Here is a 26,749-nt window from a genome sequence, read left to right as displayed (position 1 = left end):
GCAAGCGAGCAACCATTCCGAATCCGCTCAGCCAAGGAACGATAAATTTGAACACAGCAGCCAACAACCGCATTGCCTTGTCCGCCGTGCTGATCACCTTGAACGCGGACAAACAAATTGCCGCGGCCCTGGAAAGCCTGCAATTTTGCGCCGACCTGGTGGTGGTGGACTCCAACAGCTGTGACCACACGATCGAGATTGCCCAGAAATTCGGAGCCCGGGTTGTGCAGCAAGACTGGCTTGGCTTTGGCCCTCAAAAGCAATTCGCAGTGGCCCAAGCCACGCACGATTGGGTGCTGTGCCTGGATGCAGACGAACGCATAACTCCCGAACTGGAACGCAGCATTCGCGCGGTCATTCAGCAAGCTGAACATGGCCTGTTACCTGCCGATATTGCCGGGTTTGACATGCCACGCTGCAACTTTTTCCTGGGACGCTACCTTCGCCACGGCGAGGGCTATCCGGACTATTCACGCCGCTTGTTCAACCGACGGGCTGCAAACTGGAGCGATGACGCTGTCCACGAGAAAGTAGAAAGCAGCATTCCCGGCGCCCGCTTTGAAAAGCTGGAAGGCGATTTGTTGCATGAATCAGCTGAAAGCCTTGAAAGCTATCTGGTTAAACAAAACCGTTACACCAGCATTCAGGCGCAAGCACTGGCCTCACGTGGAAAGTGGCCAGGGCTGGGCAAGCTGGTGTTGTCACCCGCGGTTCGGTTCATCAAGTTTTACTTCGTGCGCAAGGGCTTTCTGGACGGCTGGCCCGGCTTGGTGCACATTGCGATTGGGTGCTTCAACAGCTTTATGAAATACGCGAAAACACGCGAGTTGATGCAGCAAAAGCAGGAACGCTGATTGGCTTGCGGCGTGTGGATTGCGCAGGTTCAGGGGCTTGGGCGGTGACACATCGCCAATGCATCGCAAGAATGCAGGTCGCTTGCGATCGAAGAATTCCAAGATCACCGGCGTTAATAGTCGGCATTGAAATAAAGTGCTGCCGACGCGCAAAGCCCCGGCAGCATGAAACGCTGGATCAGTGACCCAGAATTTTTGAGAGGAACAACTGCGCACGCTCGGAGCGTGGTGTACCAAAGAAGTCTTCCTTGGTGCAGTCTTCAACAATATTGCCTTGGTCCATAAAAATAACGCGGTCGGCAACCTTTCGAGCAAAACCCATTTCATGGGTTACGCACATCATGGTCATGCCCTCGTGGGCCAATTCAACCATGACATCCAGCACCTCGTTCACCATTTCCGGATCGAGCGCTGACGTAGGCTCATCAAACAACATGCAAATTGGATCCATTGACAAGGCTCGTGCAATCGCCACACGTTGCTGCTGCCCGCCCGACAACTGCCCCGGAAACTTCGCTGCCTGAGCCTTCAAACCCACCCGATCCAGCAAACCAAGACCTTTGGCAGTGGCCTCCTCTTTGGATCGACCCAGAACCTTGATTTGTGCCAAGGTCAAATTCTCGGTAATGGTAAGGTGAGGAAACAATTCAAAGTTCTGGAAGACCATGCCCACGCGTGAACGCAACTTGGGCAGATCGGTGCCTTTTGCGCCCACAGAAATGCCGTCAACGGTGATAGTGCCTTCCTGGAAAGGCTCCAGCATGTTCACGGTTTTAATCAAGGTGGACTTGCCAGAACCCGATGGGCCACAGACCACCACGACTTCCCCTTTTTTAACTGAGGTTGTGCAATTGGTGAGCACCTGAAAACTGCCGTACCACTTACTTACTTTATTGATTTCAATCACAGTGCTCTCCTGTTATCGAATGATTTGAGTTTTTTTCTGGAGCGCTTTGACCAGCATCGACAAGCTGAAACAGATCGCCAGATAAACCAGGGCCACAAATGTGTACATCTCGACCAATGCACTGTCGCGCTGCGCGATTTTGGAGGCAGCGCCCAGGAAATCGGTTACAGACAAGACGTACACCAGCGAGGTGTCCTGGAACAAAATAATGGTTTGTGTCAACAACACGGGAAGCATGTTGCGGAAGGCCTGGGGCAGCACAATTTTCGCCATGGTCAAACGGTAATTCAAGCCAAGCGCTTGCGCCGCAGCAACCTGCCCCTTCGGAATACTTTGAATGCCGGCCCGCATGATTTCGCAGAAAAACGCTGCTTCAAACATGATGAAGGTGATGTAGGCTGACCGGTCTGGACCAATTTGTGGTGGACGCTCGTACCCCATGACCGATTGCAAAACAATGGGCACCAGAAAGTAAAACCAGAAAATGACCAGAATCAGGGGAATGGAACGCATCAGGTTGACATAGCCTGCTGCAATCATCGCCAAAGGCTTGATGCCGGACAAACGCGCCAACGCGAGAAGGGTGCCAAAGAAAATACCCCCCAGACAAGCCACCACGGTCAGCTGCACCGTGTAGCCAAGACCTTGCATCAGGTAGGGTAGCGACGTGCTGATTGCACTGAAGTCAAAATCGTTCATTATTTGCCCCCCGTGATGTAGCCGGGCACAGCAGTGCGGCGCTCAACCAATGCCATGACCCTGTTTACGGTCATTGCCACGATCACATACAACACAGTGGCCGCGATGTAAGCCTCAAAGAATGCAAAGGTGACTTCGCCCATTTCTCGGGTTCGGAAAGTGAGTTCGGTCAGGCCGATTGTCAGTGCCACTGACGAGTTCTTGATCAGGTTCATCGCCTCTGAGGTCATGGGCGGAACAATGATTCGATACGCCATGGGCAGCAGCACAAAGCGATAGGTTTGACCTTCGGTCAAGCCCAAGGCATAACCCGCAGCGCGTTGCCCGCGCGACAGTGACAAAATACCCGATTTGACCTGCTCGGCCACCCGGGACGCAGTAAACAAACCAAGGCAAACCACGGACGCCAGGAACTGTACGAAAGTGGGGTCTTGCTCAATCGACCATTCTTTCAGGGCCGGGATGAATTCTGGCACCACAAAATACCAGAGAAAAAACTGTACGATGAGTGGAATGTTGCGGAAAATTTCCACATACGTATTGCCCAGAAAAGCCAATGGCTTGCTGGACGTTGTACGCAACACACCCATCAATGAGCCCACAGTGAAGGCGATGACGCCCGCAACTGCAGAAGTGGCAAGGGTCCATAGCAGGCCGGAAAACAGCATTTCCCACCACACCAGGGTTTCACCTTCCACGATCGGCTGAAAAAACAACAGCCAATTCAGGTCGCTATTCATTTTGGATACTCCCGAGTCAATATTCTCGGCCAATACATATAAAAGGCCGGCTTACGTTGAAAACGCACAGCCGGCCCGTGACTGACTAGGGCTGGTTATTTAACGCCTTTGTCGTTTGGATTCGCGAATGCTTCCTTCAACAGGGGAGACATGGGGAAGTTCAGATTCACGTTTTTCGGTGGAATGGGGTTCATGAACCACTTGGTGTACAACTTTTCAGCTTCACCAGACTTGATCATGCCGTTGACAGATTCGTCGAGCAAAGCCTTGAACTGTGGATCGTCCTTGCGCAGCATGATGCCGTAAGGTTCTGTACGCAGAATTTCTGGCAGGAACATGAACTCGTCAGGATTCTTGCTTTGCGCAACCAAACCTGCGATCAAGATGTCGTCCATCACGAAAGCCTTGGCGCGGTCGTTGGCCACCAACAAGAAGCTTTCAGCGTGGTCCTTGCCGTAAATTTCCTTGAAGTTGATGTTCGCACCCTTCTCGTTTTGCTTGATCAGCTGAACAGAAGTAGTACCGGAAGTGGTGGCAATTGGTTGACCATCCAGATCTGCCAATGACTTGATGCCACTGCTTTTCTTCACAACCACTTTCACGCTGGTAATGAACGTGCTGTTGGCAAATGAAACCTGCTCTTGACGGGCCACGGAGTTGGTTGTTGAACCGCATTCCATGTCAATGGTGCCGTTTTGCAGCAAAGGAATGCGGTTTGCAGAAGTGACGGGCTGCAATTGCACATTCAGGTTTGGCATTTTCAACTTGGCCTTGACTGCATCAACGACCTTGTTACACATGTCCATGTGGTAGCCGATGGGCTTTTGGTTGTTGTCCAGGTATGAAAATGGAACAGAGGACTCACGGTAACCAACGACAATCGTTTTGGTCTCGGAAATCTTTTTCAGAGTACCCGTAAGATCTTGGGCAACTGCGGGCTGAACAGCGGCTACAGTGGCCACGGCCAGCGCTGCTGCGAGGAGATTCCTTTTCATTTTTGCTCCTTGAATGAAAAAAATTAAGCACAAACTGTGCACACACCCTACGCCTTACGAACCAGGTTCGTGACGGTATTAAAGTTTTATTCTCCGAGGGCGGGTAAGAACCTCGGGCCTGAGAATTTCATTCAACTGCTGCTCTGACAGTAAGCCTTTTTCGAGAACAAGCTCGGAAACCTTCCGGCCAGTTTTCAATGCAGTTTTTGCAATCTCAGATGCTTGATCATAGCCTATGTAAGGGTTCAGTGAGGTGGCCAAACTGGCTGATTCCTCGACCCTTTGACGCAAAAGTGACTCATTTGCGGTAATCCCTAATACGCAATTTTTGGTCAGGGTTTTGCAGGCCGCTGTTAAGTGGTAAATGCTCTTGAAAAGACTCCATGCAATGATGGGCTCGAACGCGTTCAATTGCAGTTGCCCTGCCTCGGCCGCCATGGTCACGGTCACATCGTTTCCAATCACTTCAAATGCCACCTGATTCACCACTTCCGGTATCACCGGGTTCACCTTGCCCGGCATGATGGACGAGCCAGCGGCACGGGGCGGCAGGTTAATTTCATTCAAGCCAGCCTGGGGGCCCGAGGACAACAAACGCAAGTCGTTGCACATTTTGGACAGCTTCACCGCCACACGCTTGAGCACGCCTGAAAGCTGCACAAATGAGCCAGTGTCCTGAGTGGCCTCGACCAGATCTGCGGCAGTGACCAAACCCAACTGGGTAATTTCTTCGAGGTAATGACGAGCCCGGGCTGCGTATTCCGGATCGGTGTTGATACCAGTGCCGATTGCGGTGGCACCCAGGTTGATCTCGGAAATCAGGCTGGTGGCCTCTCGAAGGCGAGCCATGTCTTCACCCAACATGACCGAGAAGGTTGCGAACTCTTGCCCAAGGGTCATGGGCACAGCGTCTTGCAGCTGCGTGCGACCAATTTTCAGGATTTTCCGGAATTCAAAGGCCTTTTCACCAAAGGCCTCTTTCAGTTCTTCCATGGCGACCAGCAAGCCAGAGATGGCATTGATCAGACCAATTTTTACTGCGGTTGGATAAACGTCGTTCGTGCTTTGCGACGCATTCACGTGTTCAATGGGATGAACCATTTTGTAATCACCCTTCTTGCCGCCCAGTATTTCAATGGCGCGGTTGGCGATTACTTCGTTGGCATTCATGTTCGTTGAGGTGCCAGCTCCGCCCTGAATCACATCGACCACAAACTGGTCATGAAGTTTGCCAGTGCGAATTTCCTTGCAAGCCTGGGTAATGGCTTTGGCCAAATCATGGGGAACAGTGTCGAGATCAGCGTTGGCCTTGGTGGCTGCCCATTTGACAGCGGCCAGCGCATTGATCAACTCGGGGGCATTGTAGAGGGGGAATCCGGTGATTTGGTAATTATCGACAGCGCGGCTGGTGTGCACACCCCAATAAGCCTCCACGGGAATTTTCTTCTCTCCGAGAAGATCTTTTTCCACGCGATGCTCCGAGTGTTGCTTGACCATGTCATCCCCTGACGAATTTCGAATGTGGGCCATGCTAAATCTTTAGTGCCCTGCACTCCAATACTTAATCAGCATTAAACCATGCATTTCTCGCATATCCAAAGAAACCCTAATAAGGGTTATCCACAGCGAGGGATCAATCAGGCCAGTAATGCCAGATCAAATCCACCTGCTCACGGGCCATGGCATTCTCGCTTTGGCGGTGAGTACGGCGGTACAGCCGAATTTCCATGTCAGTGGAATAGGGTCCGGGAATTTTGCGCAGCCCGGAACCCTCAACGACCGCGCTTTCTGGCAACCAGGCAACCCCGAGACCAGCCTCACACATGGATTTCAAACTTTCCGACATGTCGGTTTCAAACAGCGACTTTTTCAGGAAAAGCGGACCGGCTTCCATGGCAATGTCTGTCATTTTGGACAGGTACGCGTGTTTGGAATAAGACAGATAAGGCACAGGCAGTGGCGCAAGTGGGTCAAGTGAATACATGGCGGTGCCGTCGGCCTTGACTGCACCGTAGGGCGCAAACTGCTCAGTGCCCAACACCCGCACCTCAAACTTGCTGGGGTCAAGCTCAATGGGCTCACGGCTGTGGTGATAGCACACGAGAAAGTCGCTGGCACCATCGGTGAAATACAGCACGGCATCGTGCACATTGCTGGCGGTCAACTGAAAGCTGAGGTCGGGCAAGCGGTCTGCCAGCTTGATTTTCAGGCTGCTCACCCAGTGTGGTGCCTTGCTGCAAGCCAGCGTGTGCGGCACCACGATTCTGACTGGCTGGCGGCTTTGCAAGCTGCCACCCCGAACAATGGTGCGGGCTTGGCGGATTTGCTCAAGCATGGTGAGCGCCTGTTCGTAGAACACCTCGCCTTGTGGGCTCAGCCGTGTGGGATAAGAGCCCCGGTCGATCAATTCACAGCCCAGCCACCCTTCCAGCGCCTGAATGCGTCGGGAAAAAGCGGGTTGGGTTACGCACCGCAAGTTTGCCGCTTTCGAGAAGTTCTTGGTTTGGGCCAGTGTGATGAAATCTTCAAGCCATTTGGTTTCCATGGGCAGACGCGTTGGGTTGACTGTGCTGTTGAATCAGCCACATTCGGGCGTATTCACCATTTTTGTCAAGTAATGATTCATGGCTGCCACTCTCGATCACCTCACCCTGATTAATCACCAGGATCTGATTGGCATGCACCACTGTGCTTAAGCGGTGGGCAATAATCAAGGTGGTGCGATTGCGTGACAACATTTGCAGCTCTTGCTGAATGGCCCGCTCGGACTTGGAGTCTAGCGCCGAAGTGGCCTCGTCGAAAATGAGAATCGCCGGGTTTTTCAGAATGGTACGGGCAATGGCCACACGTTGTTTTTCCCCGCCGGAAAGCTTCAAACCACGCTCCCCAACCTGGGTACGGTAACCATCGGGCTGATTCACGATGAATTCATGAATGTGCGCCGCCTTGGCAGCAGTTTCAATTTCTTCCTGCGTGGCGTCGGGCCTGCCATAGGCAATGTTGTAGGCAATGGTGTCATTGAACAGCACTGTGTCCTGGGGAACAATGCCAATGTTTTTGCGCAGCGAAATTTGTGCGACATCGCGAATGTCCTGACCATCGATCAAAATTGCACCATCGGTGACTTCGTAAAAACGATACAGCAAGCGCGACAGGGTGGACTTGCCCGCACCGCTGTGCCCCACCACCGCCACGGTGTGGCCTGCAGGTACGCTGAACGACATGTTTTTAAGCACCATGCGGCGCTCGTCGTAGGCAAAGTTCACGTTGCGAAACTCGATTGCGCCACCATTCACTTTCAAATCGGGGGCACCTGGCTTGTCTTTCACTTCCAGGTTTTCATCCATCAAGCCGAACATGCGTTCAATGTCAGCCAGGGCCTGCTTGATTTCACGGTAAATGACACCCAAAAAATTCAGGGGAATATACAACTGAATCATGAAGGCATTCACCAGCACCAAATCGCCCAAGGTCATGGAGCCGTCTAGCACACCTGCGGTGGCACGCCACAACACCAAGGTAACGGCGATGGCAATAATGGCGCTTTGACCGGTATTGAGCAGGGTGAGGGATTTTTGTGAACGAATGGCAGCCTCTTGCCATGCAGCCATGCTTTTGTTGTAGCGCTGGGACTCGAAAGTTTCATTGCCGAAGTACTTCACAGTTTCGTAGTTGATCAGAGAATCGACCGCTCGCACATTGGCTTTGGAGTCAAGATCGTTCATGGTGCGGCGAAAATGCAGCCGCCACTCGGTAATTTTTACGGTGAAGAAAATGTACAAGGTCAGCGCCACCGCAGTGATGGCCGAGAACCAGATGTCGTAGTTAATAAACAAATAGCCAACCACCAACACAATTTCAATCAGCGTGGGCAAGATGCTGTACAAGGTATAGCTGACCAGGCTTGAAATGGCCCGGGAACCCCGCTCGATGTCACGGGTAACGCCACCCGTTTGCCGGTTGAGGTGAAAGCGCAGCGACAGCGCATGCAGGTAGTCGAATACCTGAATGGCAATGGCCCTGACCGCATTTTGAGTGACCCGGGCGAACAAAAATTCACGCAGCTCGGTGAACACCGTGGTGGACAGGCGCAGCAAGCCATAGGCCACCAACAGCACAATCGGCATGGAGGCGGCAGCCAGCAAAGCATTGCTTTGCAAAAGCGGCGTTAACTCGTCGATGATTTCCTTGAGTACCAAGGGCACGCCCATGTTGGCCACTTTGGCCAACACCAGGCAGGCAATGGCGAAAATAACCCGCCACTTGTATTCCCACAGGTAGGGCAAAAGCTGGGCGATGGTGCCCCAGTCGCTTCGTTTTCGGGGTCTTGGTGGGGCGGATTCCACCGGTGCGGTTCTGCGCATGCGATACTTCTCGGTACAAAAATAATGGGCGATGTGGGCAATGCTACCACCCGCCTTGCCAAACGAATTGCACACCAAGCAGGAGACAAAAGCAAATGGCAAGTATTCAGAACAAAGTGATTGTAATTACCGGCGCATCCGAGGGCATTGGCGCGGCTTTGGCCATCAAGCTGGCACCGGGCAACAAACTGGTGCTGGCAGCGCGCCGGCTTGAAAAGCTGCAGGAGGTTGGCAAACAGGTTGAGGCCGCGGGCGGGCAGGTGCACTGTGTGGCCTGCGACGTGATGGAACAGGCCCAATGCGAGAACCTGGTGGAAGAATCGCTGAAAGCCTTTGGCGGCATTGACATGATTGTGAACAATGCGGGTGTTTCAATGCACGCCTGGTTTGAAGACATCACCGATTTGGGTACATTTGAGCGGCTGTTCCGAGTGAACGTGATGAGCATGGTGTGGATTACGCACAAAGCCCTGCCCCACATCAAGAAATCCAAAGGGTTGATCGTCGGTGTTTCAAGCCTTGCCGGCAAAACCGGCGTGCCTGCCCGTACCACTTACTGCACCAGCAAATTTGCAATGAGCGGTTTTATGGAAGCACTGCGCATTGAGTTGATGGGCACTGGTGTGGATGTGTGTGCCATTTTCCCGGGTGTGGTGGACACCGAAATTCGCCGCAACGGCCTGAACCCTCAGGGCGAGCGAGCTGGCGTTTCCGGCCTTCGTGAGAAAGGCGCAATGAGTGTTGAGCAATGTGTGAATGAAATTGTGGACGCGATGGCCGAACGCAAACGCGAGTGGGTAATGACCGCCAAAGGACGTTTGGGCCTGAAGCTAAAGCCCTTTGTGCCAGCCGTGATCGACAAAATGGCCAAAGATGCGCTGGACGACGAACACGGCGGAAAAAAGTCAGCCTGAGTAAAGACGCGTGGTGTCAGGCGCCAAACAAAACAACAGCCTGAACCACGCCCGCAACCAGGGCAATCGCCAATGCAACACCGAGTACCGTGACCGCTTTGCGATTGGACTCGATTTGGGCCACCAGTTGGGTGTTCTGGCTGGCCAATTCTTTGATAACCTCTGCGGACTGAACCACTTGGGCCTGCAAATCTGTGATTGTTTGCTCGGCGGCCTGCAAGCGGTACTCCAGTTTTTCGACCGCCTCGGGGTCGCTGGCCAAAATAACATCGCTTATCTCGCTGCCTGTTTCATCGTAGACCTTTTTCTTGGACACGCTGCTCCACAGCTTGACCGCACCGTCTGCCACTTTCGGCGCATTTTTGATCACCTCGCCCCAAGGCACCATTTGCAACACTGTTACCCAACCTGCTGGCATTGTTCCCCCAAACTCATGGACTCGCTAAAACACTATTATCGTCGGTTTCACGAATTCGCGTTGGTAGCGTACACCTAGAATGAAATGCAGACTCTAGTGGCTCGGCGTTACAATCGAGGCCCAAACCAACAACAAAACACCTGCACATGAGCACATCCAAACCAATTTTGCTACCCGTTGACCGCGAACCCGTAATTCGGGTGATACCCATGCCCAAAGACTCCAATGCGTCAGGCGACGTATTTGGCGGCTGGATTATGGCGCAGGTGGATTTGGCGGGCTCGGTGCCTGCCACAGCCCATGCCAAGGGCAGAATCGTGACGGTGGCGGTGAACGAGTTTATTTTCAAGGAGCCCGTGTTTGTGGGCGACTTGTGCAGCTTTTATGCGGAAGTGGTGAAGGTGGGCCGGACTTCCATGCAAATTTATGTGGAAGTGTTTGCCCAGCGTCGCCTGAAACCCGATGATGTGGCCAAGGTGACCGAGGCCTACGTGACTTATGTGGCTGTGGACGAGAACCGGAATTCACGCCCAGTGGACCCGCTGAAGTAAAGCGTTTGTTTTAGAAGTGAGTGAGGTCTTGCTGATGCATTTCGAATGCGAACTCGACTTCGTTCACGTGCTGCCATGAACTTTGACCCTTGGCCTGCTTGCGCGACAATTCGATGCGGTAGTCGTACCGATCCGGGCGATAAAGGCCCTTGAGCACTTGCACGGGCCGGCCGTTTTCATCGTAAGCCACCCGCGAAATAGCCAACAACGGTGCACCCACCGGCACACCCAAAGCATAGGCCACCGAGGCATCGGCCAGCCGTGCCGAGATGGTTTGGCGGGCTTTGGCCACCTTCACCCCAGCCTCTTCAAGCAGCACCAGAATTGGAAACTCACGAAGGCGGCGACGACAAATGCGCCCGGACAAATCCTGGGGAATGAAACTGGTCAGGTGAGCCACAGGCTGCCCGTCCAGCTGACGAATGCGAATCAGTTTTTCGACAATCGCATCGCTGGGCAAATGCAGCAACGTGGCAATGTCGGGTGGCGGCAAAATACGCTTGGAAGTGATCAGCTGCAAATCGGAGGAATCACCGCTGGCCTGCAAACGCATGGCCGAGGCGCTGAGCAATTGGCTTTGGCCCACCGAGGCGTTACGTGATTCAGTGCGTGGCTTCACAAATGTACCTTTGCCACGCCCTCTTGCGACCAAACCCTCTTTGACCAGATCTTGCAGTGCGCGACGCATGGTAACCCTGGACACATTGAACTGCTCGGCCAGCACCAATTCGCCGGGCAAAGGCTTGGTGTCGTAATGGCCCTCAATAATGCGCTCGCGCAATATCAAGTAAATTTGGTGGTAAAGGGGAACGACCTGATTCGGATCTAATTTGCTGTCACCGAAATTCGAATCTTCAGGCGATGCGGCGGGAAACTGACTGTCCATTCGTACTGTCCAAATGCTACTGAGCTACCACGTGGATAATACAACACAATGCAACACAATTCATACTGAGTGTGCACTTGAAAGAAACAAGGGCCACTGAAGCAACACTTCAATGGCCCTTGGTGGACAAGCAATTTCGAGAAGCTTATTCCTCGTGAAAGGCCTCTTCACGCTTTTTGCGAACTGAAGGCATAAACACCACGATCAGCGCAATGGCCGCGATGGCCAGCATGGTTGCGCTAATGGGGCGTGTGACCAACACCGAGAAATCACCCCGCGATAGCAACAAAGCCCTGCGCAAGTACTCTTCCATCATGGGTCCCAGAATAAAGCCCAGCAGCAAAGGCGCAGGTTCACACTTTAATTTCGAGAAGATATAGCCCAATACACCGAAGCCCGCCAGCAAGTACACGTCGAACAGTTTGTTGCCCAAACTGAACACCCCGATACAGCAAAACACCAGAATCATGGGGTACAGGAAGTGATACGGCACCGAGATCATCTTGACCCAGATACCAATCAAAGGCAGATTCAGAATCACGAGGAACAGGTTACCGATCCACATGGAGACGATGATGCCCCAGAACAAGGCTGGCTGCTCGGTCATGACCGCCGGGCCCGGTGTAATACCTTGAATGATCATGGCACCGATCATCAGGGCCATCACCGGGTTGGACGGAATGCCCAGGGTAAGCAAAGGAATGAATGACGTTTGTGCACCTGCGTTGTTGGCAGACTCGGGGCCAGCAACACCCTCGATGGCACCCTTGCCAAACTGCTCGGGTGTTTTCGAAATTTTCTTCTCGATGGAATAGGAGGCGAACGAAGCCAGCATAGCGCCACCGCCGGGCAAAATACCCAGCAAGGAACCCAAACCGGTACCCCGCACAATCGGCATGGCCATGCGTTTGAGGTCTTCCTTGTTCGGCATCAAGCCTTGAACTTTGGACACCATGGCAGAGCGCAAATGTTCTTCCTCAAGGTTCTTGATGATTTCGCCCAAGCCAAACATGCCCATGGCCAAAATCACAAAGTTGATGCCCTCGGCCATGTACGGCGTATCGAATGTGTAGCGTTCCATGCCTGAGTTCACGTCCGTACCCGCCATGCCCAGAAGCAGGCCAAGCACGATCATGCCGAATGCTTGCAGCAGGGAACCGCTGGCCAGCACCACAGAGGCGACCAGACCAACCACCATCAAGGAAAAATACTCTGCGGCACCAAACTGCAAGGCGATGTCGGCCAAAGGAGGTGCAAACAAAGCCAGCAACACAGTTGCAAAAGTACCGGCCACGAAAGAACCGATGGCAGCTGTGGCCAAGGCTTTGCCTGCCTTGCCCTGCTTGGCCATTTGATAGCCGTCGAGTGCGGTCACCACCGAGGAAGACTCACCCGGCAAATTGACCAGAATGGCAGTCGTAGAACCACCATACTGCGCACCGTAGTAAATGCCGGCGAGCATGATCAGGGAGGACACCGGAGGCAAACCGAAGGTGATGGGCAACAGCATGGCAATGGTTGCTGTGGGGCCAAGGCCAGGCAATACGCCGATGGCTGTGCCCAGGAAAACACCGATCAGGCAGAACATCAGGTTGTTCAGCGTGAAGGCTGTTTCCAGACCAATAGAAAGATTAGCTAGAAGTTCCATGATTACATTCCAAACCAAGACCCAAAAATGGGCAGTGGAATTCCCAAACCTTTGACAAACACGAGGCTACAAAATATGGCGGCGCCCAATGAAATGCCAATCGTGAACTTCCAGTTGAAAAATTTGCTGGCAGCGGCAGAAATTGCGAATAAAACAATCACTGCAATGGCCAGTCCCGCGCCTTCTACCAACAAGGCAAACGCGATGATGGAGATGGTGACGTACATGATTTTTGCAAAAGGAAAACCTTCGAGAGGCTCGCCTTGAACAAAGAAGGAGCGAATGAGTGAAGCTGCGCCGATCAGAATCAGCAAGCCACTTAATACTTTGGGGAAATAGCCGGGGCCCATGCTGACGGCTGTGCCCATTTCATAGTCAGCAGCCATGTACAAGGCTGCTGTACCGATGATCAAGTACAGCAGCCCAGCCCAAAAGTCTCGTAAATCTTTTGGCATTTTAGGTTCTCAAATTAGATCAGTCAGCGTACTGACCAGCTTTGTCGATGATTGGCTTCCAGCGTGCAATTTCTGCGTCCAGATGCTTGCGGTGCGCTGCTGGTGTGGCCTGGTCCTGAGGTACTGGCTCGGTACCCAGTTCAGCAAAACGTGCAATCACTGCTGGATCTTTCAAGGCTGTTTGCAAAGACTTGCTCAGGCGATCGATGATGGGCTTGGGTGTGCCTTTGGGGGCATACAAACCGTGCCAAACACCCACTTCAAAACCTGGCAAACCGGCTTTGTCCAGTGTCGGCAAATCGGGCAAGGAAGCTACCGGCGTTTTGGTGGTTACCGCGTAGGCCTTGATTTTTCCGCCTTTGATCTGGCTGGTGGTGTTGGTGGTTTGGTCACACATGAAGTCGACCTGACCACCCAACAAATCGTTCATGGCTGGGCCGGTGCCCTTGTACGGTACTGTTGTCAGGTCTACGCCCACTGCGGTCTGAAACAACATACCGCACAGGTGCGAAGCCGAACCGATACCAGCGTTGGCATAGGTTACTTTGTCTTTGTTGGCCTTGATGTAAGCCAGAAGTTCTTGCATGTTCTTGGCTGGCATATTGCCGCGGGCCACGATGGTCATGGGCACGTCGGTAACCAAACCAATGGTTTCAAAGTCGCTGGATGCGTTGTAGGACAGTTTGCGATACAGCGATGGCGCAGTGGACTGGCCAATGTGATGCAGGAAAATATTGTAGCCATCGGGTGCCGAGCGCGCTGCCTTGCCGGCGGCCAAGGTACCACCTGCGCCACCCAGGTTTTCAACAATCACTTGTTGGCCCAGGTCTTTGGACATGGACTGTGCAATCAAACGACCAACCGTGTCAGTTGGACCACCCGCTGCAAATGGAATCAGCATGGTGATGACTTTGGATGGGTAAGCATCCTGGGCTTGCACGGCACCCATCAAGCCCAACAGGGCCACTGCCAATACGGATTTAATCGATTTCTTCACGGAACTCTCCTTGTGATTGGTATCAGAATGTCAACTGCGAAAGCTGTTTTTCTTATTGAATTTCCACACATGTTTGCGCAGGTGGATGGAGTATCAGCATGCCCGTGATGCGCAGCAATTGTGGTTTTCCATATACGCAGAAACCGCAGCATGAGCCATTCTGGGGGAAGTTCCAATCAAAAAATGCAGGCAAGAAAACCTGGCAAATTGACGAAGATTTAGCAGATGAATAAATAAGGAAAAATTAACGCCTAAAAACTGTTAGTTCTCGAATATTTAATTCATGGATCGATACGATATTGACGTGAAAAAATAAGTCGATTGCTGAGCCGTGCAAGGTAGGAAAATGCCGGATCAGTGAACATGGCGACCCAATTATTTTTTAGCCTGACTCGCCAACCATTCACTCAAGGCTGTGGCCACCACCTGATTAACCCCTTCTTCTTTGCTGACTGCGTATTCGCGCAAGCGATTGACCAGTTCAGCTGGCAGCCTGTAATTGACTGGCACCAGCTTGCTGGCCGGAATATCCGCAGCGCGTTCGCGCTTGTTGGATGAGGCTTTGGCGGCTTGACCAAAACGATCGGGAAGACTTTCCGATTTAAGTGAACCATCAAGTTTTTTGGCCATGTTTTTGGCCATGTCGGTGGATTTGAGCGCCATGAGGTTCCTGAGGAAAGGGGCAGATCGGGAACGAAGTATAGCGCCAAACCGTGGACCACACACCCCTACTTCTGGAAGGAATGGACGAAACGTGGAGACGTGACCAAATCGCCGGAACCAAGGTCGTTTTTTTCGTAGTCGGCAACCAAGGCGGCAGCCTGATCGAAGTGCTCAGAAGCAACAAAAACATTGGCAAAACCGGTGGGGGAAAGGTCGCCGACAGCGCCCTGAAGAAAATGGCCGCCAACGTAAGTGGGTATTTCGCAGGCGTTTAACATACCGGCAACGATGTGCGCCTCGATAATGTTGCCCGCTTTGTAAACAATTTCCATCTTGCCCCCTTGTTCTGCAAGACTAGCTGAAAACAAGGGGGCAGGTAAACACATCATGTGACTGAATGCTAACGGGCACTCACGCGAAGCACTTTGCCATCCGAGCTGTCGGTCAACAGATAAATGGCGCCATCGGGGCCAGTGCGAATGTCACGGATACGCGCCCCGACTTCTTTGAACAATACTTCTTCCTCTGTAGCCTTGTTGCCTTTCAAGACCACACGGCTGACCTGTTGGGCCTTTAGGGCACCCACCAGCAAGTTGCCTTTCCACTGGGGGAACATGTCGCCGTTGTACACAGTCATGCCCGAGGGGGCAATGGATGGAACCCAATAAATTGCGGGTTGCTGGGTACCTTCATATTCCTTGTAGGGTGAAATTTGTGCACCGGTGTAATCAATGCCATAGGTGGCTTTGGGCCAACCATAATTGGTGCCGGGGGTAATCACATTCACCTCATCGCCACCGCGTGGGCCGTGTTCATGCGCAATCAAACGCTTGTTGGCCGCATCGTAGGCGAGGCCCTGCACATTGCGGTGACCATAGCTGTAAATTTCAGGCTTTGCACCTTGCTTGCCCACAAAGGGATTGTTCTCGGGCACCGAGCCATCGGCATTGATGCGTACAATTTTCCCAAGGTGATTCGACAAATTCTGCGCTTCCTCTCGGTAGCTGTAGCCATCGCCCAAGGTCACGATCAAGGTGTTGTCGGGCAACCAGTCCATGCGGCCGCCATAGTGGGCGCTGCCTGATTTGGCCATTTGGGAACGGAAAATTTCTTTCACATTCGTGAGACTGTTTTCACCAAGCTTTGCGCTGGAAACACACAGGTGATTGGCACTGCGACTGCCGCAAGCGTAACTCAAAAATATTTGCTGGCTTTGCGCAAAATCGGTGGCGGGCAGTACATCAAACAAGCCCGCCTGACCGCCATAAAACACCTTGGGCACGCCAGCAATGGGAGCATTGCGCAGTTGGCCATCGGCACCCACCAGGCGAAGCTGGCCAGGTTTCTCAGTGATCAAGGCGCGACCATCTGGCAAAAAGGCCATGGACCAGGGGCTGTCCAGTCCGTGGGCAAAAGTTTCGATGGTGTATGGTTTGCCCGATTGGGCCAAAGCCTGGTTGGGTAACAGTGCAACGCTGCCAACAAGTAGCGCGAGCATTGCAGGGTTGCCCGCCAGTTTGCGAGAGTACAGTTTTGCGAACAAAGCGCCCGACACTGCAGCTGCTGCAAGCATGGACAACATGCCGCCGGCGGTTCGGGTTGATGAAATCAGTATTGGCATTGGTGCAATCATGTCGACCACTTTGAAAGTTACCCACAGGCCCAAGGTGGCACCGAAAACACACCAGAAGGTGCGCCATGCAGTGCCGGTGAAACGAGTAAACAGCAATGCGACAGCCTGAGAAACCGCAAAACTGCACCCAAAAATGACCGCATAAACCGCAGAGAAGTTCCCGAGATCATGAAGCGTGGTTTGCAGCCGCGTGTCAAATGGGATGACTACACCCAGACTTTGAAGTGCTTGCAGGTTGATCTGTGACTGCACGAGTGTGCCCAGGAGAGAACCGATCAGCCAGACTAAAAGCCAAACCAAAAAGACGGAAAATCGGGTATTTGTGTGATTCATGAAATTGGCCCAAGGCGACCGGCGCATGCCGGCACAGATTCATTGAAAATAAAATTGTGAGTAATTTATTCTGGCTGCCTACCATACGAAATGGACTGAACCACACCACCCCGAAAACGAACCGTTGCGATCAGGTTCCCCTGCCCTCTGTCATACACCCACAATTCCACGGGCAAGCAAGGTGCAACTGACTGCGCGAACGGAGAAGGAACAGGGTGGAGGGTACCGGGAAAATACACGGGATCACAAAAGGTGTCTTTCAAGGCAGGTTGGCCGCACTTGTACAACACAGACACCCTGCTGTCGCCCTCGTAGGCACTGCCTTGTGAGCATCGCAAGGCTTCTGCTTTCGCCGGCGAGGCGAACCAAAACAAACCCAGCATTCCGATTGTGAGCAGTGCGTGTCTCATGGTTCAACTGTCTCCTTCCTGCGTTCGACAGTTTGAAAAAAACGAAAGTTCAGCCGTAAACTGCAACCACTTGATAGCCCAGCGAGGCGAGCTCACCGTTTGGTGTCCACAGTTTGGCACTTTGATTCACGTAACCGTCTGCGCCCGCCTTCGTTTCCATGTCAATCTGGAACCAACCTTCGCTGTCAATGTTGGCAGGCATGGGCGGCAATTCCAGTGACCAGCTTACTGAACTGGCCATGACAGGCCCTTTGAAGTGGCTAAGGCAGGGTGTGGGTGGACCATCGCTGAGCATCACAATCAACACTTCAGGACTGAGGTTTTTGTCGGTGGCACGAATGTAAATGCCACTTTCCCAAAAGGGTGTGCCCATGTAAGGAATGCTGCCCACAGCCCAACGCATCTCAACATGCTGCAAGAAGTTGGGTGTGATTTTAGGGATGAAAGGCAAGGCCGGGATATTTTCAACCGCCTTGGGAAGCGGCTTGTGCTCGGGTGTCAACACCGGCAGTGCTGTTTCACGCGGCGCACCAAACACGCCGACCACGAGACCAGCCAGTGTTTCATCGCTGTAAATTTCACATTGCACCTGGCTGACACTTTTGCCCTGGCGAAGCAGGCGCGTTCTGTACACCACGTCGCCTGCGGGCACAGGGCCCACGAAGTTGGTTTGCAAGGCACGCAAAGGCATGTCAATGCCCAGGGTGTCGCGCATGGCGACCACGGCAAGGGCAGACAAAAAGCCACCAAACATGGTTCGGCCTTGCATCCAGTCCTCAGTGGCTGTGAACGTGACAGTGTCACCACTCAAGCGGCGGCTGGATAAAATTTCTGAAAGTGCAACGGTCATGCTGAGCCTTTGGTGCTTGTTGAATTAGTTTTCGAACTGCTTGAAGTTGGGAGCACGTTTCTCGCCGAATGCTTTGAACGCTTCTTGCGCGGGCGCTTGCGGAATCATGCTCATGAACAAGTGCCCCTCTTCGGCCATTTTTTCTGAAACAGCAGCCTTGCTCACTGACTTCATCAAGCGCTTGGTGGTCAACAGGCTTGTCAGTGGCAAGTCGAGCAGTTTTTTCACTTGGGCCTGCACATGGGCATCCAGTGCTTCGGGTTCAAGCACATCTGAAACAATGCCAGTGTCATAGGCCTTCAAAGCCGTGAACATGTCACCGAGCAAGAGCAACTCAGCCGCTTTTTGATAACCCGCGGAAATGGGCAGCAACAGGCTTGATGCGGCCTCGGGACACAAACCGAGTTTGACGAAAGGCATGGAAAATTTTGCAGTGCTTGCGGCGTATACCAAATCACAATGCAACAACACGGTGGTGCCAATGCCAATGGCCAAACCTTGCACCTGCGCCACCACGGGTTTGGGGAACACAGAGATCATTCGCAGGAAACGGAACACGGGCGCATCGAGATCGGTGGGCGGGTTGTTCAAAAAATCGCCCAGGTCGTTGCCTGCGGAAAAACAGCCTTCATGGCCTTTGAGCAACACGACTTTCACGCCACTGCTGTGTGTGGCATCGCGAAATGCATCGGCCAGCGCGGTGTACATGGCGTTGGTAAATGAGTTCTTGCGTTCCGGACGGTTGATGGTGATGGTCATCAAGCCGTTGCTGATTTCTGTTTGAATGTCCACTGCCTTATTCCCTGTCTGTTTTATTGTTGTTTGATCTCAAAAAAAACGGGTGAAGGTTTGCACCCACACCCGCTTTTGTTCGCGCTGAAATTACACGCGTTCGAAGATGCCTGCTGCACCCATGCCGGTGCCGATACACATGGTTACCATACCGTATTTCAGGTTGTGGCGACGCAGTGCGTGCACCACGGTGGCTGCACGAATTGCACCGGTTGCACCCAGTGGGTGGCCCAAGGCGATTGCACCGCCCATGGGGTTTACCTTGGCTGGGTCCAGTTCCAGGTCTTTCATCACGGCCAGCGATTGCGCCGCAAACGCTTCGTTCAATTCAAACCAGTCGATGTCGCTGGTTTTAAGTCCTGCGGTTTTCAACACGGCAGGAATTGCTTCCTTGGGACCAATGCCCATGATTTCCGGCGGAACGCCACGCACTGCGAAGCCGCGCCACTTGGCCAAGGGGGTCAGGTTGTAGCGCTTCACCGCTTCTTCAGACGCCAGAATGAGAGCGCCCGCACCGTCGCTCATTTGCGAGCTGTTGCCGGCTGTAACAGAACCTTTTGCAGCAAACACGGGACGCAGTTTGGTGAGGCCTTCAATGGATGAATCGGCACGGGGGCCTTCGTCCAGCTTCACTTCTTTGCTGTTGGTTTTAATTTCACCAGTGGACAAATCGGGCGTGGCTTTTACAACGGTGAAGGGTGTAATTTCGTCGTTAAACTCGCCGGCCTGTTGGGCAGCGATTGCTTTTTTGTGGCTGTTCAGGGCGAATTCATCTTGCGCGTCGCGGCTGATGCCCCACTGTTGTGCAACCTTTTCAGCGGTCATGCCCATGCCGTAAGCGATGCCCAAGTTTTCGTCTTTCTGGAAAATCGCATTGTTGAAGCTAGGCTTGTTGCCGCTCATGGGCACCATGCTCATGCTTTCAGCACCGGCAGCAATCATCACCTCGGCTTCGCCCATGGCAATTGCATTGGCAGCCATTGAAACTGCTGTAATGCCTGATGCGCAGAAGCGGTTGATGGTAACGCCACCCACGGTGTTGGGCAGGCCGGCAAGCAACACAGCGATACGGGCCATGTTCATGCCCTGCTCGCCTTCGGGGAATGCACAACCTACGATCGCGTCGTTGATTGAAGCAGGGTCGAGCGTGGGCACCTGGGCCATGGCGCTGGCAATGGCGTGTACCAACAGGTCGTCGGGGCGGGTGTCTTTGAACACGCCACGCGGGGCCTTGCCAATTGGGGTGCGCGTTGCAGCGACGATGTAAACATCTTTACAAGTTTGAGCCATGTTTGCTCTCCTTAATTAGTTACGCACTGGCTTGCCGGTTTGCAGCATGCCCATGATTCGTTCTTGTGTCTTGGGGTTGTCGAGCAACTTCACGAAGTGCTTGCGTTCCAGATTCAGGAACCACTCTTCATCCACCAAAGCGCCAGTTTCAATTTCGCCACCACACACCACTTCGGCGATCACGCAGCCCAGGTGGAAGTCATAAGCGGAAATGAAACCACCGTCGCGCATGTTGACCAATTGCGCCTTGATGGTGGCGTAGCCAGATTTGCCTGCGGCTGGTACACCCTTGATTTTGTGGGGTGGGCGATAGCCGCCATCGAACATGGCGCGTGCGCGTGAAATGGCGACGTACAGCAGTTCATGGCTGTTGAACACGATGGTGTCGGATTCCTTGATGAAACCGAGATCGCGACATTCCATGGCCGATGTACCTACCTTGGCGGTTGCTGCGGTCATGAAGCCATCTTTCAGGAAAGCCAGTACATCGGCAGAACCTGCTTTTTGAGCAGCCAAGCCAGCGTTGATTGCGATTTCTTTCAAACCACCGCCACCGGGAATCAGGCCAACGCCCACTTCCACCAAGCCCATGTAGCTTTCCAGGTTTGCAACACGTGCGGAACAGTGAATTGCGAATTCACAACCACCACCCAGTGCCAAGCCGGTTACGGCGGCCACGGTTGGAACCTGTGCGTATTTCAGTGCGGCTGTGCCTTTCTGGAATTCTGCAACCATGGGTTCGATGGCTTTGCCACCGCCTTGCATGAATGCAGGCAACATGGCTTGCAAGTCGGCACCTGCGGAGAAGGGTTCATCCGGGCTCCACAACACCAAGCCTTTGTAGCTTTTCTCGGCCAAGGCGATGGCTTCGTGTGTGCCGGTGATGACATCGGGGCCAATGGCGTGCATTTTGGTTTTAATCGACAAGATCAACACATCATCATGACCCGGCGCTGTCCAAATGCGAACTGCATCGTTTTCTTTGATGGTGGTGCCACCGTTGTGGCCAGTGACTGTTGTTTCGCCCAAGACTTTGGCGCGGAAAATTTGGCGCTGGTACACAGGCAAATCTTTGCGGGGCACGAATGAATTGCTGGCAGGGCTGAATGCGCCCGTTGTGCTGTACACACCACCATTGTCGGCCACAGGGCCTTCAAATACCCAGGCTGGCAACGGTGCATTGCACAGGGCAACGCCCGCATCAATGTCGGCCTTCACCCACTCCGCAACCTGCTTCCAGCCTGCGGCTTGCCAGGTTTCGAATGGGCCTTCTGTCCAGCCATAACCCCAGCGCAGTGAGAAGTCCACTTCGCGTGCGGTGTCTGCAATGTCGTTCAGGTGGAATGCGATGTAGTGAAATGCATCGCGGAAAATCGCCCACAGGAATTTGGCTTGTGGATGCTCGGAAGCACGCAGTGCAGCCATGCGTTCGGCCACATTGCGATTCTTCAAAATTTTCAACACAGCTTCGTCGGCTTTGCCTTCCGAAGGCACGTAGCTGCTGGAGTTCGCATCGAACACCATGATCTGCTTGCCTTCTTTTTTGAAGAAGCCGCCTTTGGTTTTCTGACCCAGCGCGCCTTTTTCAACCAGTGTTTTCAACACGGCGGGCGTTGCATAGCTGGATGCAAACGGATCGTTGGGCAATGTGTTTTGCATGGTGGCAATCACGTGGCCCATGGTGTCCAGCCCCACCACATCCGCAGTGCGGAAAGTGGCTGATTTGGCGCGACCCAGTTTGGAGCCGGTCAGCTGATCCACGATGTCAAATGGAATGCCGTACTTCTGCGCTTCAGCCATGGTGGCCAGCATGCCGGCCACACCCACGCGGTTGGCCACGAAGTTGGGCGTGTCTTTGGCGGTAATAATGCCCTTGCCCAAAGTGGTGGTCAGGAAGGTTTCCAGATTGTCCAGAATATCCTGACGTGTGGTGCTCAATGGAATGAGTTCGCACAGGTGCATGTAGCGGGGTGGGTTGAAGAAGTGAACGCCACAGAAGCGGGCTTTCAAATCGGCATCAAAACCTTCGCTGAGCTTGGAAATGCTCAAACCCGATGTGTTGGTTGCAAAAATTGCATTCGCATTGATGTGCGGCGCAACTTTTTTGTAAAGGTCGTGTTTCCAGTCCATACGCTCAGCAATCGCTTCGATCACCAGGTCACAACCTTGCAACAGTTCCAGGTGCTCTTCGTAGTTGGCGGCTTGCACATATTGGGCAACGTCTTTCGCGCCAAACGGGGCGGGCTTCAGCTTGGTCAGGTTCAAAATGGCTTTGTCAACGATGCCATTTTTGGGGCCTTCCTTGGCGGGCAGATCAAACAGCACCACAGGCACTTTGGCATTGGCACAGTGGGCAGCAATTTGTGCACCCATCACGCCAGCGCCGAGCACGGCGACTTTGCGAACGATGAAATTGGACACGCGTGTCTCCTTCGAGTTAATTGGTTTAAGCGCCCGTGGTGATTGAACACCACGGGGTACTGCGGGACAGATTGCTTAGAACAGGTCGGCTTCCATTTCCATCAGGCTGCTGGAACCGGCACGTGCCTTGCGAATCAACATGGCGGTCTCGGGCAGCATTTTCTGGAAGTAGAAACGGGCTGTGTGCAATTTGGCGGTGTAGAACTTGTCGCCACTGGCTTGTTTTTCCAGCGCGATTTTTGCAGCTTGTGCGAAGAAGTAAGCATAGAATAGGTGGCCCACGACACGCAGGTAATCTACAGCGGCTGCGCCCACTTCATCGGGGTTCTGCATGGCTTTGCCGCCGATTTCCATGGTCAGCTTGCTGACCTTGTCGCCCAAATCAGCCAAGGGTTCAATGAACTCTTTCATGGCTGGGTTGTTGGCTTGTTCTTCGCACAAGGCACGAACCATTTTGCCGAATTTCATCAGCTTTGCGCCACCATCGCCCAGCACTTTGCGACCCAGCAGGTCGAGTGATTGAATGGTGTTGGTGCCTTCGTAAATCATGTTGATGCGGCTGTCGCGCACATACTGTTCCATACCCCACTCGGCGATGTAGCCGTGGCCACCATACACCTGCATACAGTGTGAAGTGGCTTCCCATGCATTGTCAGTGATGAAGGCTTTCACGATGGGCGTCGCCAGGGCAACCATTTCGGATGATTCCTTGCGCACCGCTTCATCGGGGTGGTTCAGTTCTTTGTCCAGCTCCAGTGCGGTCCACATGCACAGTGCGCGACCACCTTCGGCATAGGCGCGGGTGGTCAGCAACATTTTGCGCACATCAGGGTGAACGATAATGGGGTCTGCTGGCTTGTCAGTGGCCTTGGGGCCGGTCAGCGAGCGACTTTGAATGCGGTCCTTCGCGTACACCACAGCGTTTTGATACGCAATTTCGGTCAAGCCCAGTGACTGCATGCCCACGCCCAAACGAGCGGCATTCATCATGACGAACATGGCGGCCAAACCGCGGTGGGGTTGACCAATCAACCAACCAGTTGCGCCGTCCAGATTCATCTGGCAAGTGGCATTGCCGTGAATGCCCATTTTGTGTTCAATCGCGCCGCAGAAAATCGGGTTGCGTTCGCCGATGGTTCCATCTGCATTAGGAATGAACTTGGGAACCAGGAACAGGGAAATGCCTTTGGTGCCCACAGGCGCGTCGGGCAAGCGTGCCAACACCAGGTGAATGATGTTCTCGGCCATGTCATGTTCACCACTGCTGATGAAAATTTTCGCGCCGGTGATTTTGTAGCTGCCATCGGCCTGTGGCTCGGCCTTGCTGCGCAACATGCCCAGGTCGGTACCGCAATGTGGTTCGGTCAGGCACATGGTGCCAGTCCATTCACCGCTGGTCAGCTTGGGCAGGTAGGCGTCTTTCAGTTCTTGCGTACCATGTGCATGCAGACAATCGTAAGCACCGTGTGTCAGGCCCGGGTACATGGTCCAGGCCTGGTTGGCGCTGTTCATCATTTCATAGAAAGCCTGATTCACTGTAACCGGCAAACCTTGACCGCCGTAGTTGGGGTCGCAGCTTAGCGAGGCCCAGCCCGCTTCAACAAACTGTTGGTAAGCTTCTTTAAAGCCTGTTGGCGTTTTCAGGGAATGATCGGCCTTGTTCAAGGTACAACCTTCGGAATCGCCTACGGCGTTCAGCGGTTGCAATACTTCCGCGCAGAACTTGCCGCCTTCTTCCATGATCTGATTCATGGTGTCAGCGTCAATTTCTTCAAAGGCGGGAATGCTTTTGAAAGTGGCTTCCGCATTGAACATTTCGTGCAGTACGAATTGCATGTCGCGGATTGGGGGCGTGTATTGGCTCATTGAAGTGTCTCCTGGTACTACTGGCTCAGAATTTCTGACTGGGTTTGCTGGTAATGCTGAATCATGCGTTCGAAGCCTTGGCTGGCCCGCTTCACAGACATTGAATCGCCCATCAGGCGACCTTGCTGGTGCGCTGCCAGAATCAGACCGACCATCTCAAAAACGAGTTGATCCGCATGGGCCTGATTGGCTGGTAAATGATTTTCTTCGATGGCCTGTGCCGTGGCACGGTGCATTTCTTTTTGCCAGTCGCGATGCATTTTTACCAGAACATCGCGCACTGCCCCTGGCCTGTCATCGTATTCTGTCGCGCCTGAAATATAGATGCAACCACTGTCGATTTCCTTGCCGATTCGATCCAGCCAGCGCATGAAAATTGCACGCAAACGGGGCAATCCACGAGGCTCTTTCAAACAGGGGAACAACACGGCGTTGATGAATTGGGTTTCGTACTCTTGCAGCACGGCAATTTGAAGTTCCTCACGTGAGCCAAAGTGGGCAAACACGCCACTTTTGCTCATGGTCATTTTTTCTGCGATAGACCCAATGGTCAAACCCTCGAGCCCTTGCGTGGACGCGATTTCAAGTGCCGCCTCAACAATGGCGGCTCGGGTTTGTTCACCTTTGCGCATATAAAATAGACCGAACGTTCGTTTTTTTATGAGTGTACGCTATTTCTTCAGGAAAAAGGGAATGGGCCAGGTTAGAGAAATTCCTCTAGGGTTTGAGCATGCTCTTATATTTATTCAAATAATTTGAATAATCACTGCAAAAAACACCACTCGATTTTGAAACCTGATGCGCGCACTATTGATCCATCGATTCACCGAGTCGCCAACCCAATACGGAGAAATGAAATGACTACAGCACACACAGCACACACTGGCACGAACGCACTGGACAGCGCCTTTAACTCCTCAGCCTCTACCATCGCCTTGATAGGCCGGGTTTTGCTTGCAGCCATGTTCGTACTGGCTGGTTTCAGCAAAATTGGCGGTTTCGAGGGCACTGCGGGCTACATCGGTTCTGTGGGTTTGCCCTTTCCAGAACTTCTGACCGTGCTGACCATTGCGGTTGAAATTGGCGCAGGCCTGGCTTTGATTGTTGGCTTTCAGGTGCGAATTGCCGCACTGCTGCTGGCAGGCTTTACCTTGGCAGCATCGGTTCTGTTTCACAACTACTGGGCCATGCCTGCTGACCAGGCTTATGTGCAGCAATTGATGTTCATGAAAAACATCAGCGTGGCTGGTGGTTTGTTGATGATTGTGGCTTTGGGTGGCGGAAAGCTTGGCCTGAGCAAAGGCAAGTAAGACGCTCGGTCGATGACTAAACCACTGGAAATACTGCTTCACCGGCCTGGGGATTGACTTGATAACCACCGGTGAACGCGCCAAATGACGGCAGCATCAACAGATCGGGTTTAAGGTAGAAGCAAGGCAAACGCGCCCTGCTTCTGCCTTTTCCGTTCAGCACCACCACCGGATGTTCGTGACCGGCCAGTACCAAAGCGCCCGGCACAGTTTGTGGGTGATGGCACAAGGCAAACCCGCCCAGCATGAAAGGTTCTTCCACCACCGAGATATTCAAGGTTGCAGGAGGGTCACCCGCCTTGCTGTCGTGATTGCCGCGAATCAGTGTCATGTCGACATCAGCGTGCTGCAAACGCCAGGTGTGCAGCTTGTCGAGCAATTCAGGATTGTGCGCTGCCTTGGCATGCAATAAATCGCCAAGGAAATAAACCACTCTTGGTTTCAATTGCTCAATCGATTCGGACAAACGACTCAGGTTCTCTTGAGTTGTGCCTGCAGGCACTGGTACCCCAAGACTGCGAAAAGTGGCTGCTTTGCCCAAATGAACATCTGCGACGAAGAGTGCATTAAATGCGGGAGAATAAGCCACGCGCTGGGCTGAAAGCACCAATTCGCCTGCCAGCGTGCTTACCGGCCAGCCCGACTCCCCATTTTGCAAAACCTTCACTTGACCCATCACATGACCCACTCTGCGCCAGACCGGAGTTTATCAAGATAAAAAGCATATTTTTTTCTGAACCATTCGAAGCGGAA

General features: G+C 53.2%; 28 protein-coding genes. 5 read left to right on the top strand and 23 right to left on the bottom strand.

Going from position 1 to position 26,749, the window contains the following annotated elements:
* Nucleotides 1–47: 47 nt before the first annotated feature.
* Entirely contained in the window at nt 48–854 is an 807-nt protein-coding gene (locus FCS97_RS05080; protein WP_138517143.1) for a glycosyltransferase family 2 protein, read from the top strand.
* Between the two features lie 178 nt (nt 855–1,032).
* On the opposite strand, the gene FCS97_RS05075 is transcribed toward FCS97_RS05080, so the two are convergent.
* From FCS97_RS05075 to FCS97_RS05045, 7 genes are all read right to left on the bottom strand, one after another.
* Complete coding sequence (locus tag FCS97_RS05075) at nt 1,033–1,761, bottom strand: amino acid ABC transporter ATP-binding protein (RefSeq protein WP_138517141.1); 729 nt, start codon at nt 1,759–1,761, stop codon at nt 1,033–1,035.
* A gap of 12 nt (nt 1,762–1,773) precedes the next feature.
* A complete protein-coding gene (locus FCS97_RS05070) occupies nt 1,774–2,460 on the bottom strand; it encodes an amino acid ABC transporter permease (RefSeq protein WP_138517139.1) in 687 nt (228 codons plus the stop codon).
* The gene (locus FCS97_RS05065; protein ID WP_138517137.1) at nt 2,460–3,200 is read right to left on the bottom strand and encodes an amino acid ABC transporter permease; all 741 of its coding nucleotides are present in this window, start codon (nt 3,198–3,200) and stop codon (nt 2,460–2,462) included. The genes FCS97_RS05070 and FCS97_RS05065 overlap by 1 nt, the downstream gene beginning before the upstream one ends.
* Before the next feature lie 95 nt (nt 3,201–3,295).
* On the bottom strand, nt 3,296–4,195 hold the full coding sequence (locus FCS97_RS05060) for a transporter substrate-binding domain-containing protein (RefSeq protein ID WP_138517135.1): 900 nt from the start codon (nt 4,193–4,195) through the stop codon (nt 3,296–3,298).
* A 78-nt stretch (nt 4,196–4,273) separates the two neighbouring features.
* Nucleotides 4,274–5,692: an aspartate ammonia-lyase gene (gene aspA, locus FCS97_RS05055; protein WP_138517133.1), complete on the bottom strand. Its 1,419-nt coding sequence runs from the start codon at nt 5,690–5,692 to the stop codon at nt 4,274–4,276.
* Nucleotides 5,693–5,828: 136 nt separating this feature from the next.
* On the bottom strand, nt 5,829–6,740 hold the full coding sequence (locus FCS97_RS05050) for a LysR family transcriptional regulator (RefSeq protein ID WP_138517132.1): 912 nt from the start codon (nt 6,738–6,740) through the stop codon (nt 5,829–5,831).
* Complete coding sequence (locus FCS97_RS05045; protein WP_246065860.1) at nt 6,721–8,559, bottom strand: ABCB family ABC transporter ATP-binding protein/permease; 1,839 nt, start codon at nt 8,557–8,559, stop codon at nt 6,721–6,723. The genes FCS97_RS05050 and FCS97_RS05045 overlap by 20 nt, the downstream gene beginning before the upstream one ends.
* 95 nt (nt 8,560–8,654) lie before the next feature.
* Here FCS97_RS05045 and FCS97_RS05040 point away from each other — a divergent pair, with 95 nt between their 5' ends.
* The gene (locus FCS97_RS05040) at nt 8,655–9,473 is read left to right on the top strand and encodes an SDR family oxidoreductase (RefSeq protein ID WP_138517130.1); all 819 of its coding nucleotides are present in this window, start codon (nt 8,655–8,657) and stop codon (nt 9,471–9,473) included.
* 16 nt (nt 9,474–9,489) lie between these two features.
* Here the strand turns inward: FCS97_RS05040 and FCS97_RS05035 are convergent, their stop codons facing one another.
* Entirely contained in the window at nt 9,490–9,891 is a 402-nt protein-coding gene (locus FCS97_RS05035; protein ID WP_138517127.1) for a SlyX family protein, read from the bottom strand.
* 146 nt (nt 9,892–10,037) lie between these two features.
* Between FCS97_RS05035 and FCS97_RS05030 the strand changes: the two genes are divergently transcribed.
* Entirely contained in the window at nt 10,038–10,442 is a 405-nt protein-coding gene (locus FCS97_RS05030; RefSeq protein ID WP_138517125.1) for an acyl-CoA thioesterase, read from the top strand.
* A 10-nt stretch (nt 10,443–10,452) separates the two neighbouring features.
* On the opposite strand, the gene FCS97_RS05025 is transcribed toward FCS97_RS05030, so the two are convergent.
* The 4 genes from FCS97_RS05025 to FCS97_RS05010 form a co-directional block, all read right to left on the bottom strand.
* Nucleotides 10,453–11,328: a GntR family transcriptional regulator gene (locus FCS97_RS05025; RefSeq protein ID WP_138517123.1), complete on the bottom strand. Its 876-nt coding sequence runs from the start codon at nt 11,326–11,328 to the stop codon at nt 10,453–10,455.
* Between the two features lie 145 nt (nt 11,329–11,473).
* Entirely contained in the window at nt 11,474–12,976 is a 1,503-nt protein-coding gene (locus tag FCS97_RS05020) for a tripartite tricarboxylate transporter permease (protein ID WP_138517121.1), read from the bottom strand.
* Nucleotides 12,977–12,978: 2 nt separating this feature from the next.
* Nucleotides 12,979–13,431 (bottom strand): tripartite tricarboxylate transporter TctB family protein, encoded by a 453-nt coding sequence (locus FCS97_RS05015; protein WP_138517119.1) that lies wholly within the window; start codon nt 13,429–13,431, stop codon nt 12,979–12,981.
* Between the two features lie 19 nt (nt 13,432–13,450).
* Nucleotides 13,451–14,380: a tripartite tricarboxylate transporter substrate binding protein BugD gene (locus FCS97_RS05010; RefSeq protein ID WP_138517799.1), complete on the bottom strand. Its 930-nt coding sequence runs from the start codon at nt 14,378–14,380 to the stop codon at nt 13,451–13,453.
* A 146-nt stretch (nt 14,381–14,526) separates the two neighbouring features.
* On the opposite strand from FCS97_RS05010, the gene FCS97_RS16770 reads away from it, so the two are divergent.
* Nucleotides 14,527–14,661, top strand: coding sequence for a hypothetical protein (locus FCS97_RS16770; protein WP_281283831.1), 135 nt, complete (start codon nt 14,527–14,529; stop codon nt 14,659–14,661).
* A gap of 142 nt (nt 14,662–14,803) precedes the next feature.
* Here FCS97_RS16770 and FCS97_RS05005 read toward each other — a convergent pair whose 3' ends face one another.
* The 10 genes from FCS97_RS05005 to FCS97_RS04960 all read right to left on the bottom strand — a co-directional run bounded on the left by FCS97_RS05005 (nt 14,804) and on the right by FCS97_RS04960 (nt 25,318).
* Nucleotides 14,804–15,091, bottom strand: a complete 288-nt coding sequence (locus FCS97_RS05005; RefSeq protein WP_138517117.1) for a hypothetical protein — start codon at nt 15,089–15,091, stop codon at nt 14,804–14,806.
* A gap of 65 nt (nt 15,092–15,156) precedes the next feature.
* Nucleotides 15,157–15,423, bottom strand: a complete 267-nt coding sequence (locus FCS97_RS05000) for a putative signal transducing protein (protein ID WP_138517114.1) — start codon at nt 15,421–15,423, stop codon at nt 15,157–15,159.
* Between the two features lie 68 nt (nt 15,424–15,491).
* Nucleotides 15,492–16,976 carry a PQQ-dependent sugar dehydrogenase gene (locus FCS97_RS04995; protein WP_246065857.1) on the bottom strand — a complete coding sequence of 495 codons (1,485 nt, stop codon included), beginning with the start codon at nt 16,974–16,976 and terminating at the stop codon, nt 15,492–15,494.
* A 146-nt stretch (nt 16,977–17,122) separates the two neighbouring features.
* Entirely contained in the window at nt 17,123–17,467 is a 345-nt protein-coding gene (locus FCS97_RS04990; RefSeq protein ID WP_138517110.1) for a DUF2845 domain-containing protein, read from the bottom strand.
* Nucleotides 17,468–17,516: 49 nt separating this feature from the next.
* Nucleotides 17,517–18,317, bottom strand: coding sequence for an acyl-CoA thioesterase (locus FCS97_RS04985; protein WP_138517108.1), 801 nt, complete (start codon nt 18,315–18,317; stop codon nt 17,517–17,519).
* A 24-nt stretch (nt 18,318–18,341) separates the two neighbouring features.
* Complete coding sequence (locus tag FCS97_RS04980; RefSeq protein WP_138517106.1) at nt 18,342–19,109, bottom strand: enoyl-CoA hydratase; 768 nt, start codon at nt 19,107–19,109, stop codon at nt 18,342–18,344.
* Nucleotides 19,110–19,199: 90 nt separating this feature from the next.
* A complete protein-coding gene (locus FCS97_RS04975; protein ID WP_138517104.1) occupies nt 19,200–20,399 on the bottom strand; it encodes an acetyl-CoA C-acyltransferase in 1,200 nt (399 codons plus the stop codon).
* Nucleotides 20,400–20,414: 15 nt separating this feature from the next.
* The gene (locus FCS97_RS04970) at nt 20,415–22,820 is read right to left on the bottom strand and encodes a 3-hydroxyacyl-CoA dehydrogenase/enoyl-CoA hydratase family protein (protein WP_138517102.1); all 2,406 of its coding nucleotides are present in this window, start codon (nt 22,818–22,820) and stop codon (nt 20,415–20,417) included.
* 75 nt (nt 22,821–22,895) lie between these two features.
* Complete coding sequence (locus tag FCS97_RS04965) at nt 22,896–24,686, bottom strand: acyl-CoA dehydrogenase C-terminal domain-containing protein (RefSeq protein ID WP_138517100.1); 1,791 nt, start codon at nt 24,684–24,686, stop codon at nt 22,896–22,898.
* 17 nt (nt 24,687–24,703) lie between these two features.
* Nucleotides 24,704–25,318 (bottom strand): TetR/AcrR family transcriptional regulator, encoded by a 615-nt coding sequence (locus tag FCS97_RS04960; RefSeq protein WP_138517098.1) that lies wholly within the window; start codon nt 25,316–25,318, stop codon nt 24,704–24,706.
* Between the two features lie 225 nt (nt 25,319–25,543).
* Here FCS97_RS04960 and FCS97_RS04955 point away from each other — a divergent pair, with 225 nt between their 5' ends.
* A complete protein-coding gene (locus tag FCS97_RS04955) occupies nt 25,544–25,996 on the top strand; it encodes a DoxX family protein (RefSeq protein WP_171035175.1) in 453 nt (150 codons plus the stop codon).
* 16 nt (nt 25,997–26,012) lie between these two features.
* On the opposite strand, the gene pdeM is transcribed toward FCS97_RS04955, so the two are convergent.
* Nucleotides 26,013–26,672, bottom strand: coding sequence for a ligase-associated DNA damage response endonuclease PdeM (pdeM, locus tag FCS97_RS04950; RefSeq protein ID WP_138517096.1), 660 nt, complete (start codon nt 26,670–26,672; stop codon nt 26,013–26,015).
* Between the last annotated feature and the right edge of the window lie 77 nt (nt 26,673–26,749).

Source organism: Limnobacter alexandrii (genome assembly GCF_005871185.1).
Taxonomy (GTDB): Bacteria; Pseudomonadota; Gammaproteobacteria; order Burkholderiales; family Burkholderiaceae_B; genus Limnobacter; species Limnobacter alexandrii.
This window is presented reverse-complemented; position numbering and strand designations above follow the sequence as displayed.